Annotated in this window: 13 protein-coding genes; 7 read left to right on the top strand and 6 right to left on the bottom strand. The window is 73.3% G+C overall.

The window, feature by feature from the left end; translation table 11 throughout:
• The first annotated feature begins 21 nt into the window (after positions 1 to 21).
• From SPRI_RS33200 to SPRI_RS33190, 3 genes are read left to right on the top strand one after another with little or no spacing between them, the layout of a single operon-like run.
• Complete coding sequence (locus SPRI_RS33200; RefSeq protein WP_037775436.1) at positions 22 to 2430, top strand: ABC transporter ATP-binding protein/permease; 2409 nt, start codon at positions 22 to 24, stop codon at positions 2428 to 2430.
• Positions 2431 to 2442: 12 nt separating this feature from the next.
• The gene (locus tag SPRI_RS33195; protein ID WP_053557610.1) at positions 2443 to 3276 is read left to right on the top strand and encodes a hypothetical protein; all 834 of its coding nucleotides are present in this window, start codon (positions 2443 to 2445) and stop codon (positions 3274 to 3276) included.
• Positions 3273 to 4298 (top strand): serine/threonine-protein kinase, encoded by a 1026-nt coding sequence (locus tag SPRI_RS33190; RefSeq protein WP_053557609.1) that lies wholly within the window; start codon positions 3273 to 3275, stop codon positions 4296 to 4298. The genes SPRI_RS33195 and SPRI_RS33190 overlap by 4 nt, the downstream gene beginning before the upstream one ends.
• Here SPRI_RS33190 and SPRI_RS33185 read toward each other — a convergent pair.
• On the bottom strand, positions 4292 to 5575 hold the full coding sequence (locus tag SPRI_RS33185; protein ID WP_005320959.1) for a streptophobe family protein: 1284 nt from the start codon (positions 5573 to 5575) through the stop codon (positions 4292 to 4294). The genes SPRI_RS33190 and SPRI_RS33185 overlap by 7 nt on opposite strands.
• A 159-nt stretch (positions 5576 to 5734) precedes the next feature.
• Between SPRI_RS33185 and SPRI_RS33180 the strand changes: the two genes are divergently transcribed.
• On the top strand, positions 5735 to 7075 hold the full coding sequence (locus tag SPRI_RS33180) for a DUF6777 domain-containing protein (RefSeq protein ID WP_078951326.1): 1341 nt from the start codon (positions 5735 to 5737) through the stop codon (positions 7073 to 7075).
• Between the two features lie 123 nt (positions 7076 to 7198).
• Here the strand turns inward: SPRI_RS33180 and SPRI_RS33175 are convergent, their stop codons facing one another.
• Complete coding sequence (locus tag SPRI_RS33175; RefSeq protein WP_005320957.1) at positions 7199 to 7996, bottom strand: MBL fold metallo-hydrolase; 798 nt, start codon at positions 7994 to 7996, stop codon at positions 7199 to 7201.
• Between the two features lie 89 nt (positions 7997 to 8085).
• Between SPRI_RS33175 and SPRI_RS33170 the strand changes: the two genes are divergently transcribed.
• Positions 8086 to 8739, top strand: a complete 654-nt coding sequence (locus SPRI_RS33170) for an ABATE domain-containing protein (protein WP_005320956.1) — start codon at positions 8086 to 8088, stop codon at positions 8737 to 8739.
• Positions 8740 to 8754: 15 nt separating this feature from the next.
• Here SPRI_RS33170 and SPRI_RS33165 read toward each other — a convergent pair whose 3' ends face one another.
• Complete coding sequence (locus SPRI_RS33165) at positions 8755 to 9924, bottom strand: low temperature requirement protein A (RefSeq protein ID WP_005320954.1); 1170 nt, start codon at positions 9922 to 9924, stop codon at positions 8755 to 8757.
• Between the two features lie 326 nt (positions 9925 to 10250).
• Here SPRI_RS33165 and SPRI_RS33160 point away from each other — a divergent pair, with 326 nt between their 5' ends.
• Positions 10251 to 11714 (top strand): extracellular catalytic domain type 1 short-chain-length polyhydroxyalkanoate depolymerase, encoded by a 1464-nt coding sequence (locus tag SPRI_RS33160; RefSeq protein ID WP_037775432.1) that lies wholly within the window; start codon positions 10251 to 10253, stop codon positions 11712 to 11714.
• 83 nt (positions 11715 to 11797) lie between these two features.
• On the top strand, positions 11798 to 13234 hold the full coding sequence (locus SPRI_RS33155; RefSeq protein WP_374987840.1) for a tannase/feruloyl esterase family alpha/beta hydrolase: 1437 nt from the start codon (positions 11798 to 11800) through the stop codon (positions 13232 to 13234).
• 98 nt (positions 13235 to 13332) lie between these two features.
• On the opposite strand, the gene SPRI_RS33150 is transcribed toward SPRI_RS33155, so the two are convergent.
• From SPRI_RS33150 to SPRI_RS33140, 3 genes are read right to left on the bottom strand one after another with little or no spacing between them, the layout of a single operon-like run.
• Positions 13333 to 16359, bottom strand: coding sequence for an alpha-mannosidase (locus tag SPRI_RS33150; RefSeq protein WP_005320950.1), 3027 nt, complete (start codon positions 16357 to 16359; stop codon positions 13333 to 13335).
• A 35-nt stretch (positions 16360 to 16394) separates the two neighbouring features.
• The gene (locus tag SPRI_RS33145; protein WP_005320949.1) at positions 16395 to 18434 is read right to left on the bottom strand and encodes an endo-beta-N-acetylglucosaminidase; all 2040 of its coding nucleotides are present in this window, start codon (positions 18432 to 18434) and stop codon (positions 16395 to 16397) included.
• 31 nt (positions 18435 to 18465) lie between these two features.
• Positions 18466 to 19752, bottom strand: coding sequence for a glycoside hydrolase 5 family protein (locus SPRI_RS33140; RefSeq protein WP_005320948.1), 1287 nt, complete (start codon positions 19750 to 19752; stop codon positions 18466 to 18468).
• Between the last annotated feature and the right edge of the window lie 7 nt (positions 19753 to 19759).

The following is a 19759-nucleotide window of genomic DNA, read 5'->3' as shown; positions in this document are numbered from 1 at the left end:
GCATATGGCTAGAATTCGAACATGGCAGAGCGGCCTGGCACGCCGACTGCGCCCGCCCTCGTCATGGAGACCGACAGCGGCTCCACGGTGATGGATCCGACCCGGGCGTACCACGTCGGGCGTGATCCCCTGAGCGACATCGTGATCGACGACCCGCGCGTCTCCTGGCACCACGCCGTGCTACGGGCCGACGACGGCCACTGGACGGTGGCCGACGAGAACAGCACCAACGGCACCTACGCGGAGGGCCGTCGGATCCATGTGCGGGTGGTCGGCCCCGGCAGTGTCCTCCGCTTCGGGAGCGCCGCCGACGGCCCGCGGGCCGTGCTCGCCGACCTGGCACCACCGGCCGTCGAAGCACCGGCCGTCGAACCACCGGTCGTCCCGTCACCTGCGCTCGCACCGCCGGCCGCGCAACCCGGGCCGCCGCCCGTCGTGTCGATGCCCGCCGCGACCGGGACCTTCCGCAGACCGACCAGTGTGCGGCCGCTGCCCGCCCGCACCGTGCGCATCGGCAGGTCACCCGACAACGAGCTCGTCGTCGACGACCTGGTGGTCTCCCGGCGGCACGCGGAACTGCGCACCGGGCCCGACGGCACGTACGAGATCGTCGACCTCGGCAGCCACAACGGCACCTACCTCAACGGCATGCCCGTCGACCGGGCGCCGGTGCGGGCAGGCGACATCGTCGGCGTGGGGCACTCCGCGTTCGTGCTGGTCGGCGACGAACTCCAGGAGTTCGTCGACACCGGCGAGGTCTCGCTCGACGTGCAGGACCTGACGGTCTCCGTGGACGGGGGCCGCAAGACCCTCCTGGACCACGTCTCCTTCCCCGTCGGCGAGAAGTGCCTGCTCGCCGTGGTCGGGCCGAGCGGCGCGGGAAAGTCCACCCTGCTGAACGCGCTCACCGGGCTGCGGCCCGCGCAGCGGGGAACCGTCCTGTACGACGGGCGCGACCTCTACCGCGACTACGCCGAGTTGCGCCGGCGCATCGGACTCGTGCCGCAGGACGACATCCTGCACGCCCAGCTGACCGTCCGCCGCGCCCTCTCCTACGCCGCGGAGCTGCGCTTCCCCCAGGACACCGAACGGTCGGAGCGGGAGGCCAGGGTGGCGGAGGTGATCCGCGAGCTCGGGCTCGATCAGCGGGCCGGCCAGCCCATCCACTCCCTCTCCGGCGGCCAGCGCAAGCGTGTCAGCGTGGCGCTCGAGCTGCTGACCAAGCCTTCCCTGCTCTTCCTCGACGAGCCGACGTCCGGGCTCGACCCCGGCATGGACCGCTCCGTGATGCACATGCTCCGGGGCCTGGCCGACGACGGGCGCACGGTCGTCGTGGTGACCCACAGCGTGCTCAGCCTGGACGTCTGCGACCGGCTGCTCGTCCTCGCGCCCGGCGGGAGGATCGCCTACTACGGTCCGCCCGGGCAGGCCCTCGGCTTCTTCGGCTTCGCCGAATGGCCCGAGGCGTTCGAGGCCTTCGAGAGCGACCGGGGCAGGGACTGGGCGGAGATGTACCGCGGATCCCGCTTCAACTCGCAGTACATCGTCGGCGCCACCGCCCAGCCGCGGCTGCCCGCCGGCCGTGCCCCGGGCCCCGTACCGCCGCCGCCCAAGACGCAGAGCTGGAGTGCGCAGCTGCTGACGCTGGTGCGGCGGTACACGGCCGCGCTGAGCGCGGACCGCACCTTCCTCGTCATCATGATCGCGTTGCCGTTCGTCATGGGGGCGATGGCCCGCGCGCTGGCCGGCGGCCGGCTCGACCGGGAGACGGCGCTGAACGCCCTGCTGATCCTGTGCGTCGGGGCCGTGCTGACGGGCGCGGCGAACGCGGTGCGCGAGCTGGTCAAGGAACGGCCGATCTATCAGCGGGAACGGGCCGTCGGCCTGTCCAGGTCCGCGTACCTGATGTCCAAGGTGGTGGTCCTCGGGACGATCACGGTGCTCCAGGCCATCGTGCTGACCCTCGTGGCCCTGGCCGGGGTCGACCTCGGCGCGCCCGGCGGCGAAGGCGTGCTGCTGCCGCCACTGCCGGAGCTCACCCTGGCCGTCGCACTGCTGTCGTTCACCGCGATGATGCTGGGCCTGCTGATCTCCGCCCTGGTACGCAAGGAGGAGGTCACCATGCCGCTGCTGGTGCTCCTCGCGATCGTGCAGGTCGTCTTCTGCGGCGCGCTGCTGAAGCTGGACGGCGTGGCGGTGATCGAGCAGCTGGCGTGGCTGGTCCCGTCCCGGTGGGCCCTCGGGGCGATGGCGGGCACGATCGGCCTGGGCCGTATCGTCCCCGGCGAGTTGACGGCCGATCCGCTCTTCGAGCACTCGGCGGGGGTGTGGCTGCTCGACATGGGAATGCTGCTGGTGCTGTCGGCGCTCTTCTGTCTCCTGGTCGCCCGTCTGCTGCGGCGGCACGAGCCCGCCGTGATGCGGAAGTAGGCCGGGTCCGCCATGGCTGCATGGGAGTTCCGCGCCACGCATGTCGTGCCGCCCTGGGGCATGCCCGCATGGGAGACGCCCGACGTGTCCCGGCCCACGACACCGCTCGACCCGCTGCTGCCGGTCCAGCTGGCCGAGCGGCGCGGCGACTGGGGGCAGATCGTGTGCGCCAACGGCTGGTCCGCGTGGGTCGACGGACGTCTGCTCGTCGCCGTGCCGCAGGAGCCGCCGGCCGTCGGCCGGCCCCCGTCCCGGACCGCGGACCCCCGGTCGCTGCTCACCCGCGCCGCCGAGACGCTCGCCCGCTACCGGCGTGCCGCCGACGACCTGGCGGACGGCCTGTCCGACGGCGAGTCCTTCCGCGGCCGGACAAGAGGGCTGCGGGCGGGCGTGGTCGTGGACGGCGAAGAGGTATGGCTGTACGACGCCGAACACGAGCGGTGGGTCTACTGCGACGGACTCGGCCTGAGCACGTTCGCGACCTCGCACGGCCCGGCGTCGAAGCCGAAGGCGGAGGGGGCGTCGGAGGCGAAGGGTGACGCGGACGCGGGCGGCGGTTCCGCAGCGCCCGGCCCCGTCCCGGCCCTGCCGGAACCGACACAGGTGGTCGCGACGCCGGCGCCCGGCCCGGACCCCACCCGCGTCGTCGACCACCCCGAATCCCCGCCCGACCCCACCCGCGTCGTCGACCACCCCGAAGCCCCGCCCGACCCCACCCGCGTCGTCGACCACCCCGAAGCCCCGCCCGACCCGACGCACGTGGTCGACCACCCCGAATCACCCGACGCCACCCGGATCGTGGACCGTCCCGAAGGGCCGTCCGCTCGTGGTGGTGAGCGTCGATGACGCCGCTTCCCGGGATGCCCGGCGGCAGGCCGTCCGAGCTGGTCGGCAAGGAGGTGGCCAGCTATCTGGTGGAGCGGGAGATCGGCCGGGGCGGCATGGCGGTGGTCTACCGCGCGCGGGACCTGCGTCTGGACCGCACCGTCGCCCTGAAGCTGCTCGCTCCCGAACTGGCCCGCAACGACACGTTCCGCAAGCGGTTCACCCACGAGTCACGTGTCGCCGCGTCGATCGACCACCCGCACATCGTGCCGGTCTTCGAGGCGGGTGAGACGGACGGCCTGCTCTACATCGCCATGCGCTACGTCGCCGGGCAGGATCTGCGGGTGCTGCTCGACCGCAAGGGTCCGCTGCCCGCCGTCACGGCGGGCCGCATCGCCGCGCAGGTGGCGTCCGCGCTGGACGCCGCGCATGCGCACGACCTGGTGCACAGGGACGTCAAACCCGGCAACATCCTGGTCGCGGAGGGCACCGACAGCGACCACCCCGAGCACGTCTATCTGACCGACTTCGGTCTGACGAAGAAGTCCCTGTCGCTGACCGGGTTCACCACCGTCGGGCAGTTCGTCGGCACGCTCGACTACGTGGCCCCGGAGCAGATCTCCGGCCGGCCGGTCGACGGGCGGTGCGACGTCTACAGCCTCGGCTGCGTCGTGTTCGAGACGCTGACCGGCGGTCCGCCGTTCAGGCGTGACGACGACATGGCCCTGTTGTGGGCGCATCAGTACGATCCGGCGCCGCCGCTGACCGCGGAGCGGCCCGATCTCCCCGAAGCCGTCGACACCGTCATGGCCAGGGCGCTCGCCAAGAGCCCGGACGACCGCTACGACTCCTGCGGCGAGTTCGTGGCGGCCCTGCGTGCGGCGGCGTCCGCCGTGTCCAGGGGACCGGGCGAGGGCGGCCGGCCGGCGACGGGGGTGGGCGCCCACGGCACGCTCCCGCCTCCTGGGACCCCTCCCCCGCCGGATCCGCCGCGGTGGGCGCTGCCGGTCTTCCCCGGCACCGCCGGGACCGGTCGTCAGTGACGTGGGGCGGCGGTCTGGCCGCGCCGGTGGACGCGCGTCGCCAGGAGCCCGCCGATCGCCCCGGTGACCAGCCCCCACGCGGCGGCGAGGCCGAGGGCGGGCCACAGGTTCGGGCGCAGCGCCACCTCTCCGGTCAGGTCGCCACCGAGGTCGCCGATACCGAGCAGGGAGAGTCCGTAGTGCGCGTAGAGCCTGACGAGCAGACAGACGGTCAGCACGGTCAGTACGAGGGCGACGGCCATGTGGAGGGCGTGCTGCCAGAGCCGCGTTCCGGCCGGTGAGCGGACGGCCATCAGGAAGGCCGCGCCCGTCACGAGTACCACCGCGGCGACGAGCAGCCACCACGCGCGCCCGTCTCGTTCGACGAGGGCCGCGAGGTCGAGTGTCGACATGTCGCCGCTGCGCAGCACCTCGTCGAGGAGCTTCGGCATGGGCAGGCCGAAGGGCCCCTCGACCTTGCCCTCCCAGGAGGCGCCGAGACCGAGTGTGAAAGCCAGCCAGACGAGGTTGGGCAGCCCGAGGAAGATCACGGCGAAGGTGTCGGCGGTGCTGTCGCGGGTCAGGGCCACGACGATGCCGATGACCACGCCGACCGCGACGTACGCGAGGAGCAGGGCGACCATGGCGTACGCGGCCGGCCGGACCGACTCCTGGAAACGCAGCAGCCGGGCGGGGAGCGGGCTGCCGCGCGACACGGCCACGGCGAGAGCCAGGACACCAGCCAGCCACAGCAGGCCGAACAGGAGGGTGAGCGGGACATCGGTGCGGAACCCCACGCGAGGGCTGATGTCCAGGAACTCCTCGAGGAATCCGCCCGTGGGATCCTCGACCGGGATCGTGAAGGTGTGGCGGGCGAGCGCGCCGAGGCCGATGAGGGCGAGCAGCCAGAGGAAGGCCAGCCGGGCGGCCCAGCCCACGAGTTCACCGGCCGAGGCGACGGCCCTGTGGCGCAGCGGCCGGAGGAATCCGGCGGCCAGGACGAGCGCTCCGGCCAGTGCCACGGAGAGGGGCAGCGCCGTGAGTCCGGCCCGTGTCTCCGCGATCGCTCCCGCGTCCCCGGCGACCTCCACGGTGCCGCCGGCCGCCATCACGACGACGGCCGCGACCACCGGCAGGAAGCCGCCGTCGGGCAGGTCCGCCGCGCCGGCCGTCCACAGACCCAGCGCCGCGACGGCGGCCATGACGACGAGGCCGGCGAGTACCGCGGCGAGCGCGTGGATCCAGCCGTGGGGCGGCCGGGTCGCGCCGGCGGGGCTGCTCGATGCCTGCTGACTCACGCTGCCACGCTATGCACGGCGGCCGGGGCACGCTCCCCGGGCGGGGCCGACCGCGTCGGCTTGCGGGTCTCCGGGGTGGCGGGCAGACAATAGGCACATCAAGTGACAGAACGGAAGTGATCGCGCCTTCCGCCTTCCTACGCCCGGGAAGAAGAGCTTGTGAGTGCCGAACCGCCGCCGTCCTCCGGTCGCCCGACAGGCCCGCCTCCGGGTCCGCTCTCCGGTCCCTCGCAGCCGGGCGGTCCCACACCGCCGCCCCCGCCCGGCGGTCCCACGGGCAGCAGCGCTTCGGGCGGCGCCGCCGGTCCGCCGAGCGGTCCGGACGGCCCCGCAGGTCCCGTGCCCGGCGGCGGTGGCCCCACCGGTTCGCACGAGGGCCCGGGGCGGCCCTGGTGGCGGTCAGTCCCCCGGATCGCGACGGTCGCCGTCGCGCTGGTGGCCGCCGTGGTGCTCGCCGTCGTGCTGACCCGCCCGGGCGGCAGCGGCTCCGGCGGGGCCGGCGGCGGCGGTAGTGAGGTGTTCCTCCAGGCCGCCGGCTCGACCGGGCCCGATCCTTTCACCGAGTCGACGGCGAAGGAGAGTTCGCCGCCGGCGTCGACACCGGCCGCCGAGCCGGACGGAGACCGGACCACGTCCCCCAACGTGACCCGCAGCGTCGAGGGCTCGGCGCCGGGACTGTACGAAGGCACCCGCAAGGCGGCCAGCTGCGACGTCGAGAAGCAGATCACCGCGCTCGGCGCGGATCCGGCGAGGAACCGGGCCTTCGCGCAGGTCCACCGGATCGAACCGTCCCGCGTCCCGGACTTCCTGCGCTCGCTGACCCCGGTGCAGCTGCGGATGGACACCCGGGTGACGAACCACGGCTTCAAGGACGGCGGACCGAGGGCCTACCAGGCCGTGCTGCAGGCGGGAACCGCGGTGCTGGTCGACGACCGCGGGGTGCCGCGGGTGCGCTGCGCCTGCGGCAACCCCCTGCTCCCGCCCGTCGCACAGAAGGACACCCCCCGCGCCATCGGGGACGCATGGCCCGGCTACCACCCCTCGAAGGTCATCGTCGTCGCTCCCGCGGACAAGCCCGTCAAGAGCTTCGTGCTCCGCGACGACGACAAGTGGATCAAGCGGCCGGCCGGCGACACCGGGACCCGTGACAAGGAGACCAAGGCTCCCTCCCGGGAGCCCGCCCCCTCCAAGGACGCCTCCCCTCCGGACGGCGGCAGGCCGCCGTCGGAGAAGCCCAAGGCCCCGCCCCCGCCCGAGCCCCCGTCGCAGGAATCGCCGCCGGCACCGCCGCCCGGATCGGAGCCGGCCCCCGCCGATCCTCCGTCGGAGCCGGAGGAACCCCCTTCCGAACCCGCCCCCGACTCGGGCGAAGAATCCCCGGACGGGCCGGCACCCGACGCGCCGGAGGAGCCCGCCCCGCAGCAGCCGGGCAGCACGTCCGGCCTCGCCCCCGGTGCGCCGGCACGGGCTCCGGTCGTCCTCGGATCGGTGCTGATCTAAGGTCTGCCGCTTGCGCGTCCCCCAGCAGGGGTGCGGGAGCGACGACTTCCCGGCAGGGCCCGGAGGTCCTGACGCATCGGTCGCGTCACCGCGGGCCGCGGCCGTCGCCGCCGGCCCGGCGGGTCAGGCGCGCCGGAGCCAGTCCCGGTCCAGGCGGTCGGCCAGGCCCGCGGCGGTGAAGGCGGCTTCCAGTTGGTCGCGGCCCTCGGTGAAGTGGGTCCAGCTGTCGTGGTGGACGGGGACGACGCGGCGTGCGCCGAGGATCCGGGCGGCTTCCGCGGCCTGGGCGCTGTCCAGGACGAGCAGCCCGCCGTCGAAGAGCATGGGGAAGCGGGGCGCTCCGGCGAAGAGGATGGCGGTGTCCACCGGGCCGAAGCGCTGGGCCGTCTCCTTGACCGCGTCGAGGGAGGCGTTGTCGCCGCTGACGTAGACGGTGGGCAGGCCCTGGCCGGTCAGGACGAAGCCGACGACCTGGCCGGTGAACGGCTCGACCTTCTCACGAGGCCCGGGGCCGTGGACGGCGGGGACGCCGGTCACGGTCACCGTGCCGCCACCGTCCGGACGGTCCAGCTCGACCGACTCCCAGTCGGCCAGGCCCTTGGCCTTCTTCCCCAGGCGCTGTCCGCCGCCGGGCGTGGTGAGGGTCAGCGGTACGTCGTCGAGCAGGGCGCGACCGGAGGTGTCGAGGTTGTCCGCGTGTTCGTCGTGCGAGAGCAGGACCACGTCGACGGGGCCGAGGTCGGCGGGGGCGGCGGTCGCGGGCGCCGTCTTGACCAGGGTCGGGCCGGCCGAGGGGTAGTCGCCGGGGCCGTCGAAGGTCGGGTCGGTCAGAAAGCGCAGGCCGCCGTACTCGAAGAGGGCGGTGGGGCCGCCGAACGTGCGGACCTGGATCTGCTCGGTGTCGTGCTGAGGCATGCTCATGACTCCTCGTTCTCACGGATTAATTCCATGTTTTCCGTGATGCAGCGTAGGTCGGTGTCACGGAAAAACGCAAGCGATACCATGAGGGCATGAACGAGACCGTGGTTACCGACGCCCGAGGAGCCGCTCTGCCACCGGCTCCGGGCGCCGACCGGCACACCTCCCTGGACTTCGCCGACACCACCGCGACCCTGCCCGCCGGCCAGAGCTACGACCTGCTCGCCGCCCCCGACTCGGCCATGCGCTGGCTCGCGCTGCACGACCTGACCACCCCGGAGGTGCGGCTGTACGAGGTGTGCGCGCAGCGGATGCGCACCCTGCGCGACCACGTGCGGGCCCTGTTCACCGCGCGCGTCGACGGCACCACCCCGCCCGAGAAGTCCCTGCGGGCCGTGAACGAGGCGCTCACGGCCCTGCCCACCGCGCCCCTGCTCGCCTGGGACGGCGCACAGGGCCCACGCCGCGTCCAGGCCCACCCCACCGACCAGGCCGTCAACCACGCGCTGGCGACCCTCGCCGCCGATGCCGCCGACCTGCTCACCGGCCCCGACGCCGACCTCCTCGCAGCCTGCGGCTCCGCCCCCTGCGACCGGTTCCTCCTGCGCACCCACGGCCGACGCCACTGGTGCTCCACCCGCTGCGGCGACCGTGCCCGCGCCGCCCGCGCCTACGCCCGGCGCAGCCGCGCTCCGGACGACGCTCCACGACCGAGCGTTCCTCGCGACGCGGCCGTGCACCGGTGACGGCGGGGCCGGTGTTCAGGTCGCCGAGGCGTCCTCGAGCGAGCGGGCGAGCTTGCGGTGTGAGCGGGCCAGGACCGCGGCAGCCGCGATGAGGATGGCGTCGAGGAAGGCGAGGGAGACGAGCGGGGGCAGCCAGATCGCCGCGATGCCTCCGTCGATGAGGGCGACACACGTGATCAGACGTTCCACCCAGGCGCCGCGGGCGGTGGCCTGGAAGAACCAGGCGGTGGTGGCGAAGTAGAGGAGGGGGCCGCCGAAGAGGAGCAGGGCGAGGGTGACGGAGCCGTGGCCGGTGGGGTGGGCGATGAGCAGTTCACTGCCGACGGCGAGAGCGACCAGGGCCGCCACGACGAGGTAGGCGCTGTTCACCCCGAAGCGAACCGTCCGCAACGCGTCGCCACCCGTGGCGGCGACGGTTGTCGTGACGACGTTCTCGCCACCGCCGAAGTAGGCGGCCCACAGGCACACCAGGGCGACGAAGACACCGGCGGTCGCCACCACGCCGGCGGCGTCGAAGGGAGAGTCGGTCAGCGCGCGGCCGGCGGTGAGGACGGTCTCGCCGAGCAGGATGATGAAGAAGAGCCGGAGGCGTTCGACCATGTGCTCGGCGTCGAATTCCATCTCCCGGCTGATGAGCCTGCGGCCGGGCAGCGGATGGGCGAGCCAGGTGCCGGTGAGGTCGACGAGTGCGGCCGCGGCCCACCACCACAGCCGGGGCCCGGAGCCGACCGTGGCCCCGACGAGCCACAGCGGTGCGGAGACGGCCGTCCAGACGAGGGTGCGGCGGAAGTGCTCGCGCAGCGCGTCGTTCCGGGCGGCCAGGGCCGTGACCGCGTTCGCGACGAACAGGATCGCCAGCAGCGGGACGACGAAGGCCCAGGCCCGGTCGGCGAAGGCCCGGGAGATCGCCGAGTTCATGAAGAGCCCGAGGCCCATGGCGACGACGACCATCCACCGCGTCACCAGCCGGCCGATGTCGAGGAACGTCGCCTCCAGACTCGTGTAGGCCCAGGAACCGAAGACGGCGACCAACAGGACCGCCGTCTCCGCGGCGCCCCGCCACGTGAGGTGTTCCAGAAGGTGGTGGGAGAGCTGCGAGACCGCGAAGACGAAGACCAGGTCGTAGAAGAGCTCCAGAGGCGAAACCTGGCGCCGCAGCCGCGTCGGCTCGGGCACGCTGCTCATGTTCGGGCTCTCCTGTGCCTCGGCGACGGGCCTGGCGCCCTCCCGTGTGCTGGTTCCTCACGGCGGGGCGACCGGTCGCATGTGTGCCCGTCCGCCGTCCCTCCCTAACGCGGCCGTCGGCAACCACGGGGCGTACGTCGCCGAAGAGGGACGCCGCCTAGCAGCCGGGGCACCGTCGGCGCAAGAGGGCGCGAACCGCCGTCGGCGGGCGCGGCTATGGGTGGCGTCACCATTCCTCGGCGCACGGGGCGTTCCTACTGTGACCGGAATCGTCTCGTCACCCGTGGGAGGTCCGGATGCCGCTGTGTGGAAGCACGCCAGAGCCGGTGCGCGTGCGGACGGTCCGCCGGCTGCGCCGGGCCGCCGGACGGCTGGGCGCCGCGCTCGCCGTCGTCGCGGGCGGTCTGCTGATCTCGCCCGCTCCGGTCGCGCACGCCGCCGTCGTCCTCGAGCACGTGGCCGACTTCGGTGCCGATCCGGGGAATCTGAACATGTACGTGTACCGGCCGGCGTCGCTCGCGCCGGACCCGGCCCTCGTGGTGGCGCTGCACGGCTGCACGCAGAGCGCCCAGGTGTACGCCGACAACTCGGGACTCACGACCCTCGCCGACCGGCACGGCTTCCTCGTGGTCCTCGCGGGCACGACGTCCGCCAACAACGCCAACAGTTGCTTCAACTGGTTCCAGACGTCGGACAACCGGCGCGGACAGGGCGAGGCCGCCTCCGTGCGGCAGATGGTGGCCCACGCCGAGTCCGCGTACGGCGCCGACGCGGGGCGTACGTTCGTCACCGGTCTGTCCGCGGGCGGCGCGATGACGTCGGTCATGCTCGCCGCCTACCCGGACGTCTTCGAAGCGGGCGCCGTGATCGCGGGCATGCCGTACGACTGCACCCGGGACACCGGCCCGTTCGTCTGCATGAATCCGGGCACGGACCGTACGCCGGCCGTGTGGGCGCAGCGGGTCCGGGACGCCTACCCGTCGTACACCGGACCGTGGCCGCGGGTGGCCGTGTGGCACGGCGACAACGACTCCACGGTCGCCCCGATGAACGCGGCCGAGCTCAGGGACCAGTGGACCGCCATGCACGGGATCGATCAGACCCCGGACCGGACGTCGACGATCGGCGCCAACGGCACGCGCAGGGAGCAGTATCTGGACGGGAGCGGAAAGGTCGCCGTCGAGGTGGACCGGGTGCCGTCGATCGGGCACGGGACGCCCGTCGACCCGGGAAGCGGCCCCGAGCAGTGCGGCCGTACGGGCACGGCGCACTTCATCGACTCGATCTGCTCCAGCCACTGGGTGGCCGGATTCTTCGGACTGGCGGGCGGAGACCCGGATCCCGGTGGTCTGCCCGCCCCGGCCGGCCTCACGGTGACCGGCAGCGACGACACCTCGATCGCCCTCGCCTGGCAGGCGGTGGACGGCGCCTCGGACTACGCCGTCTACCGCGACGGGACCCGGGTCGCCACCCCGCTGGGCCCCTCGTTCACCGACACCCCTCTCGCCGCGGGCTCCACGCACGCCTACCGGGTCGCCGCGCGTGACGCGGCCGGGACGGAGGGCGCCCGGTCGGCCCAGATCACCGCGTCCACCACAGGGGCGGCGGCGGTCTGCTGGACGGGCAGCAACTACGCGCACGTCCGCGCGGGCCGGGCGACGACCACCGGCGGCTACACGTACGCCAAGGGGTCCGGCCAGAACATGGGCCTCTACAACACCTTCGTCACGCACACGCTCAAGGAGTCACCGGCCGGCCACTACGTCATCGCCGACGGCAACTGCCCCTGATCTCCAGCACCTTGAACCGTCCGGGCACCCGCGGGTGCCCGGATGTCCACCCTTCCCGCCACTTCACCACAGGAGGCCCTTCCGTGCCGTTCGTCCTGCCGCCAGGCATCTCACCCGAGCACCGCGGACGCACCGGCCCGCTCGGCCGCGCCGTACGGGTGGTCGCAGGGGCCGCGCTGCTCCTCGGCCTGACCGCCGTCCCCGCCGCGGAGGCCGGCGAGCCGGGCCACTGCGCACGGCAGCAGACACTGCGGGTGCCCGGCGCCGGGCACCAGGAACTCTCGTGCCTGGACGAGTTGACGACGGCCGGGACGATCGCGTCGGGGCACACGGACCAGGCCGACTGGGCGGGGCTCACCCCGGCCGGGCTCGCCACGCCCAGCGGTGTGCCGGGCATCCAGATCGACGGCTACTTCCCCGACGACTCGGCGGGCAACACCAACCACGGCTGGAATCACGACTCCCAGTTCGTCATCCGGCTCCCCGACCGGTGGAACGGCGGCCTGGTGATCGCGGGCTCCCCCGGGGTGCGTGAGCAGTACGCCAACGACCGGGCCGTCTCGGACTGGGTACTGTCCCGCGGCTACGCCTTCGCCGCGACCGACAAGGGCAACACCGGGGCGGCGTTCCACCGGGACGGCCGGCGGCCCGGGGAGGCCGTCGCCGAGTGGAACGACCGGGTCACCCAACTGACCAGGGCCGCCCGCGCGGTCGTGGCCCAGCGCTACCACCGGCCGCCGCGGCACACACTCGCCACCGGCATGTCGAACGGCGGCTATCTGGTGCGCTGGCAGCTGGAGAACCACCCCGAGCTGTACGACGGCGGGGTGGACTGGGAGGGCACGCTGTGGCGCACGGAGGGCCCGAACCTGCTGACGTTCCTGCCGCCCGCGCTGCGCAGCTATCCGGTCTACGCCGCCGGCGGCGTCGGCGCCGGGCAGGCGCACCGGGAGATGGTCGCGGCCGGGTACCCGGCGGGCTCGGAGTTCCTGTGGCCGTTCCACCACCAGTACTACTGGGACCTGACACAGCGGATCTACCGCGAGGAACTGGACCCCGCCTTCGACGGAGCCACGGAGGCCGGGACGCCGTTCTGCGCTCCGGGGACACCGGCGTGCGACGCCGACTACGACTACGCTTCCCGCCCGCCCGAGGTGCACAGGGCCGTGGACCGGATCGCGCTGACGGGCCGGATCGGGAAGCCGCTCATCACGCTGCACGGCACGCTGGACGTGCTGCTGCCCATCGGTGAGGGGTCGGACGTCTACGCGCGCATGGTGCGCGAGGCCGGCCGTGACAGCCTCTTCCGCTACTACCGCGTCGAGGGCGGGACCCACGTCGACTCGCTGTACGACGTGTTCCCGGACCGGCTCCGGCCGCTGACGCCCTGTCACCGTTCGGCGTTCACGGCCATGGAGGAGTGGATCGGGCAGGACAGGAAGCCCGCCGCCGGACACACCGTGGCCATGCCCGGCGCCGGCGACGACCCGCTGACCGAGTGCTCCCTCGGCCGCGGTTAGGACGTCAGCCGCATGCCCTGCCGGACCGCCGGACCGCCGGACCGCCGCCCGAGGTGGCGGGCCGGCGGTCCGTCGCGGTGTGACTCCCGCGCGTCCGGTCAGGCGCGGGCCAGTCGCAGGGTGACCAGTTCGAACGGGCGCAGGCTCAACGGGACCGAACCGTCGACCAGTTCTGGAGCGGGCACGTCGTCGAGGGTCCGCTCCAGGAGGTCCGTGGCCAGAACCCCGGCGGCCGGAAAGCCGGGCGTGACCCGCGCCCGGGCCCGCCCGCCCGTCGCCTCGTACAGCCGCACCACCACGTCGCCACTGCCGTCGTCGGCGAGCTTGACCGCGCTGACGACGACCGCGTCGTTGTCGACGGTGACCAGCGGCGCGACCTCGGCGTCACCGGGGACGCGGCGCTCGGGGAGGTTGATGCGGTAGCCCTCCCGTACCGCGTCGCCGATCGAGGCGCCGGGGACGAGGGCGTGGCGGAAGCGGTGGACGCCCTGGTCGGTCTCCGGGTCGGGGAAACGCGGCGCGCGCAGCAGGGACACGCGCAGGGTGGTCGTGGTCCCCGCGTCGGAGGTGCGGACGGTGCGCGTGACGTCGTGCCCGTAGGTCGAGTCGTTGACGAGGGCGACACCCCAGCCCGGCTCCTCCATGTGGACGAAGCGGTGGTTGCACGCCTCGAACTTGGCGGCCTCCCAGCTGGTGTTGGTGTGGGTGGCCCGGTGGAAGTGGCCGAACTGGGTCTCCGAGGCGTACCGCTCGGCGTGGATGTCCAGCGGGAAGGACGCCTTGAGGAACTTCTCCGTCTCGTGCCAGTCGACCTCCGTGTCGATGTCGAGGCGCTTGGCGCCCGGGGCGAGGCCGATCAGCTGGGTGACCTTCGAGTCGCCGAAGGAGCGGACCACGCGGACCGCCGCGGCCGTTCCCGGGCCGGCCGCGGTGACCTCGTCGGCGTCCGTGAGGTCGGTGACGGTGTTGCGGTAGAAGGCGTCGACGTCCCAGGCGTCCCACATGTTGGGGAAGTCGGGGTGGATCTGGAGCAGGTTCGCGGCGCTGCCCGGTGCCAGGGTCTCCCGCTCGGCGCCGATGTCGTAGACGGAGACGACCAGGCCGCGGCCGTCGATCTCGACCTGGAGGAGACCGTTGTCGAGGACGAAGCCGCCGCCGTCCCGCTCGGTGAGCTGTGCGGTGCCGCCCTCCGCGGCGGGGGCCGCGCCGCCGGCGGCGACGCCGTGCCGCTGGTGCGGGGCGGCGTTGAACACCAGCTCGCCGCCGCCGGCATCACCCGCGAGGGCGCGCTGGGCCGCGCCGATGATGTCGTTCAGCTCGGCCGCGACGGCGGCGTACGTCTTCTCCGCCTCGCGGTGCACCCAGGCGATGGAGGAGCCGGGCAGGATGTCGTGGAACTGGTGCAGCAGCACCGTCTTCCAGATCCGGTCGAGCCGCTCGTACGGGTAGTCGGAGCCCGTGCGGACGGCGGCCGTCGCCGCCCACAGTTCGGCCTCGCGCAGCAGGTGTTCGCTGCGCCGGTTGCCCTGCTTGGTCTTCGCCTGGCTGGTGAGGGTGGCGCGGTGCAGTTCGAGGTAGAGCTCGCCGACCCACACCGGCGGGTGGGCGTACTCGGCCTCCGCCTTGGTGAAGAACTCCGCGGGGGTCTCCCACTGCACCGTCGCCGAGCCTTCGAGGTCGCGCAGGCGGGCCGCCTTGGCGACCATCTCGCGGGTGGTGCCGCCGCCTCCGTCGCCCCAGCCGGTCGGCGCGAGCGAGTGCCTGGCCATCCCCTTGTCCTTGAAGTTCCTCTCCGCGTGGGCGATCTCGCTGCCCTTCATGGAGCAGTTGTAGGTGTCGACGGGCGGGAAGTGGGTGAAGATCCGGGTGCCGTCGATGCCCTCCCACTGGAAGGTGTGGTGGGGGAACTTGTTCGTCTGCGACCAGGAGATCTTCTGCGTCAGCAGCCACTTGGAGCCCGCCGCCTTGATGATCTGCGGCAGTCCGGCGGCGAAGCCGAAGGTGTCGGGCAGCCAGGCCTCGTCGTTCTCGATGCCGAACTCGTCGAGGAAGAACCGCTTGCCGTGCACGAACTGACGGGCCATCGCCTCCGAGCCGGGCATGTTGGTGTCGGACTCGACCCACATCCCGCCGGCGGGGACGAACCTGCCGTCCGTGACCGCCTTCTTGACCTTGGCGTAGACCTCCGGGCGGTGCTCCTTGATCCAGGCGAACTGCTGGGCCTGGGACATCGCGAAGACGAAGTCCGGCTCGTCCTCCAGCAGGGCGGTCATGTTGGCCGTCGTACGGGCGACCTTGCGTACGGTCTCGCGCAGCGGCCACAGCCAGGCGGAGTCGATGTGGGCGTGGCCGACGGCGCTGATGCGGTGCGCGGAGGGCCGCGCGGGGGTGGCGAGGACGCCGGCGAGCTCGGCACGGGCGGCGGCCGCGCTGCCGCCCACGTCCTGGAGGTCGACCCGGTCGAGGGCGCGGGCGACGGCGCGGAGGATGTCGTGGCGGCGGGCGCCGTCCGCGGGCAGTTCGTGCATCAGCTCGCCGAGCACCTCGAGGTCGAGGACGAGCTGCCACACGGTCTCGTCGAAGACGGCGAGGTCCATGCGGGCGAGCCGGTACTGCGGGGCGCTGCCCGCGGTCTCCTTGTCGCCGAGCCGCGTCGGCACGAAGGGGTGGTAGTCGAGGATGACGGGGTTCGAAGCGGCCTCGATGTGCAGGCGGACCTCTTCCCCGCCCTCGGCGGGCGCCGCGACGCGGACCCACTGGTTGCGCGGGTTGAGGCCCTTCACCGGGGTGCCGTCGGGACGGTACACGAGGCCTTCGCACTGGAAGCCGGGCATGTTCTCGTCGAAGCCGAGGTCGAGGATCGCCTCGACGGTACGGCCCGCCCACCGGCCGGGGACCGTGCCGGTGACGGTGAACCAGCTGGTGCCCCACGGAGCACCCCACATGTCGCCCACCGCGACCGGCTCCGGCGTGGCGGCGAGACCTTCCTCGACCGGGACGGGCTCGCCCGGCGCGTTCCACACCAGGACGTCGAGCGGCACGGACTCGGGGTACACGGCGGGGCGGATGCGTTCGTCGAGGACACGCCTGAGGCGGGCTTCGACGAGGGTGCGGTCGTCATGCATGAGGGGTGCTCCGGGATTCTCGGGGGTGGGGCGTGTTACCAGGGACGGACGACGGTCGCGGGGGCGGACGTGGTGTAGAGCTCCCCCACGGCGCGCACTTCGAACCGGGCGGACTGCTCGCCCTGTTCGGGCAGGAGGCCACGGGCGAAGAAGGCGCGCTGGCAGGTGGCGCCGAGGAAGCGCCGTGTGCCGTCGGGCAGCAGCCGGTGGAGGGTGTAGTGGCGGGTGGCCGGCGCCGTCGCCCCGCCGGCGGCGCCGGGTGCGGCCTGCCAGACGAAGCGCATGCCCTCGTCCGTCGCGTCGGTGATCCGCGGTGCGAAGGGCGCGGCCGGTATCTGTCCGCCGCCGTCGTGCACGGCGAGCGCGCCGAGACGCCAGCGCACGGGGCCGCCGTCACCGGTGAGCCGGACGCCGAGGGCGTGCACGGTGCCGGACAGGCCGCCGAGCCGTACGGTCCGGGTGGTCCACCCGTCCTCGGCCGCCGCGACGGGGAGGTAGGTGTACGGGTGGGGTTCGCCGGGGGCGGCGGGTTCCGCCGTGGCGACCGCGAGTTCGACGGTGACCCGTCCCGCGTCGGCCCGGTGGGTGAGTTCGACGACCGTGTCGGCACCGAGCGGCAGCCGGGTGGCGTACAGGTCGACGGTGACGGGGGCGTCGGGGGAACCGTCGACGAGGAGGCTGCTGCCGCCGTGCCAGGCGTCGGCGAAGTCGAAGGCGACGTGGGGCCGGCTCCCCGTGGTCCGCACGACCCACTGGCGGGAGGGCATCCGGTCCTGGAGCCCGAGGTGGTTCCATCCGGTGTCCGAGACCGCCTTGCCCTGCTCGTACCAGCGCAGTCCGTGGCCGGTGTTGAAGACGGTGGCGAACGGCAGGCCGGACACGGTGGAGCGGTCGGCCACGGTGAGGGCCGGGGCACGCCAGGGGTCGGAGGTGTCGGGACGAGACGGGTCGAGCGAGCGGCCGCTCCAGAAGCGGTCGTCGGCCGCGTGGAACTGCTCCGGGGTGCGACCGGCGGGCAGGTGGTTGCGGGTCCATTCGGGGCGGTAGATGCCGAGCGAGACGACGGCGTCGCCGTTCGAGGGGACGATGGCGTCCCAGTCGACGGACTTGTTCCAGCCGCTCGCCTCGACGTCGACGCCGGCCCACAGCTCGTAGCGGCTGCGTCCGATCCGGTCGGCCAGCTGCCCGGAGGAGCCGAGGGTGGAACGCGACCAGCGGAAGTCGACGAACATGGAGTCGGCCGCCTCGAAGAACGGACGGTTGAGCTCGTTGAGCGCGCCCTGCCAGCTCACGGAGCCGTTCACGGTCATCGAGTCGTACCAGGTGACCCTCAGGCCCTTCGCTGTGCCGAGACTCCTCAGTTCCGTGAGGAAGCCGCGCATGTCGGCGGCGAGGGTGCTGTCGCCGCCGCCGGTCTCGGCGTTGACGAACCAGCCGTCGAAGCCGTACGCCACGGCGACGGCGACGAGTTGCGCGGCGAGCGGGAAACGTCCGAAGGAGTCCTTCTGCACGAGGTCCCGGGTCCAGCGCAGATCGCCGCCGTAGGCCACGGGCGGCAGGAAGACGTTGCCGAGCACGGGCACGCCGTGGCGGTGGGCGGCGTCGACGACGGGGGCGTTGGGCGCGAGGATCAGGCCCTCGCCGGAGGAGCCGCCCCAGAAGACCAGTTCGTCCACGTATCCCCAGTGGGTCGTGGCGTAGTAGTCGGCGGTGGGTGCGCCCTGGGGCGGGTTCGAGGCCGTGGGCGCGAAGGAGACGAGGGACTGGATCCGGGCCCTGTCCGCACGGGCCGTGGCGTTGACGGGGGGCGGGGTGAACCGGCGCGCCGCCGGGACCGACGCCTTGTTGAACGGCAGGTCGGCGTCGTCCTCCGCGCGCCAGGTCTTCAGGCTGCGCCAGGTGATGCCCTCCCCCGGGGTGCCGGGAGGCAGCGAGTCCGGGTACCAGTAGGAGGCGTACGGCGCGCCGAGCGACTTCCGCTTCGCGGCGGCGGCCGTGGCCGGTGCGAGGGCGGGGACGAGGGCCGCCGCGGCGGATGCCTTGAGGATGCCTCGTCTGCTGAGGTGGGGGGCCATGTCGTGTGCTCCGTATCGTGTCGTGGACGGCTTACGGTGCGGTGCGGGTGGCCGGCCTCGCGGGGAGACCGGCCTGTTCGGGGGTGACGACCTCGGTGATGCCGCGGGCGGCGAGGTGGTCCGTGTCATCGGCGCGGCTCGCGAGGACGGTGGTGGGGCGGGCGCCGTCGGCGGTGAGCCGGGCGAAGGCCTCGAATACGGGGCCGCCGGGGGCGCAGACGGAGCGCCGGGGCGCGGTCTCCTCGTCGCCGGCGTCGACGACGAGGGCACAGGTCCGTGGGGCGGGCCGGTGCTCGCGGTCACGCCACTGCGCGGCGATCCGGGCGACGGCCTGCCCGGCCGGCTTGACGCGGCGGTCGTTGGTCAGCAGGCCGAGGGTGTACTCGAGTTCGGGGAAGTCGGCGAGCGAGCGGGACACGTCGTGGGAGCACCACCAGGTGACGCCCCACAGGTCCGGGCAGTCGAGGGCGTTCGCGACGGTGGCCGCGGTGAACGCGGCGGCGTGCTCCGGCGGGATGTGCGGCGCGGGCGCACCGACCTCCTGGAGCCACACCGGGCGGTGCGGCTCCAGCGCCCAGGCCTTCGACAGTTCGACGAGGTAGGCGGCGTGGTGCTCGGTGGCCGTGGCGGTGGCGCCGTGCCGCTGCGCGGTGCCGTTGAAGACCCAGGAGTGCACGGCGGTGACCGCGCCGGTCCGGGCGGCGTGGGCGGGGGTGAAGGGCTGGTCGTCCTGGTACCAGGAGGCGTCGTACTCGGCGTGCAGGTGCATCCGGCCGGGCGCGCCCTCCTCGCAGGCGGCGAGCAGGCGGTCGAGCCAGCTGCCGGCCTGAGCGGGGGTGATGCGGTCGGGATCGGGGTGCGGCGCGGCGGCGAACTGCGCGATCTCGTTGCCGACGGTCATGCCGATGAAGTTGGGCCGGTCGGCGAGGGCCGCGGCCAGGGTCCTGAGGTACTCGGCCTGTCCGGCGACGACGTCCGGGTCGGTGAAGATGTTCCGCCGGTGCCAGGTCCGGGTCCAGGCGGGCAGGAAGTCGAAGCTGGACAGATGGCCCTGGAGGCCGTCGACGTTGACGTCCAGGCCGCGCTCGGCCGCGGCGTCGGCGAGCTGTACGAGCTGTTCGACGGCGCGGGGGCGGACGAGGGTGCGGTTGGGCTGGAACAGCGGCCAGAGCGGGAAGACGCGGATGTGGTCGAGACCGAGGCCGGCGATCGAGTCGAGGTCGGCACGCACCTCGTCGAGGTCGAAGTCCAGCCAGTGGTGGAACCAGCCCTGGCTGGGGGTGTAGTTGGCGCCGAAGCGCGGCGGGGCGGAGCTCATGAGGCGG

This window comes from Streptomyces pristinaespiralis (genome assembly GCF_001278075.1).
In the GTDB taxonomy this organism is placed as follows: Bacteria; Actinomycetota; Actinomycetes; order Streptomycetales; family Streptomycetaceae; genus Streptomyces; species Streptomyces pristinaespiralis.
This window is presented reverse-complemented; position numbering and strand designations above follow the sequence as displayed.

Excerpts from the sequence above, each read along its gene's own strand:
- SPRI_RS33200 (WP_037775436.1), top strand. The coding sequence starts at position 22 with ATGGCAGAGCGGCCTGGCACGCCGACTGCGCCCGCCCTCGTCATGGAG.
- SPRI_RS33195 (WP_053557610.1), top strand. The coding sequence starts at position 2,443 with ATGGCTGCATGGGAGTTCCGCGCCACGCATGTCGTGCCGCCCTGGGGC.
- SPRI_RS33190 (WP_053557609.1), top strand. The coding sequence starts at position 3,273 with ATGACGCCGCTTCCCGGGATGCCCGGCGGCAGGCCGTCCGAGCTGGTC.
- SPRI_RS33175 (WP_005320957.1), bottom strand. The coding sequence starts at position 7,996 with ATGAGCATGCCTCAGCACGACACCGAGCAGATCCAGGTCCGCACGTTC.
- SPRI_RS33170 (WP_005320956.1), top strand. The coding sequence starts at position 8,086 with ATGAACGAGACCGTGGTTACCGACGCCCGAGGAGCCGCTCTGCCACCG.
- SPRI_RS33165 (WP_005320954.1), bottom strand. The coding sequence starts at position 9,924 with ATGAGCAGCGTGCCCGAGCCGACGCGGCTGCGGCGCCAGGTTTCGCCT.
- SPRI_RS33150 (WP_005320950.1), bottom strand. The coding sequence starts at position 16,359 with ATGCATGACGACCGCACCCTCGTCGAAGCCCGCCTCAGGCGTGTCCTC.
- SPRI_RS33145 (WP_005320949.1), bottom strand. The coding sequence starts at position 18,434 with ATGGCCCCCCACCTCAGCAGACGAGGCATCCTCAAGGCATCCGCCGCG.
- SPRI_RS33140 (WP_005320948.1), bottom strand. The coding sequence starts at position 19,752 with ATGAGCTCCGCCCCGCCGCGCTTCGGCGCCAACTACACCCCCAGCCAG.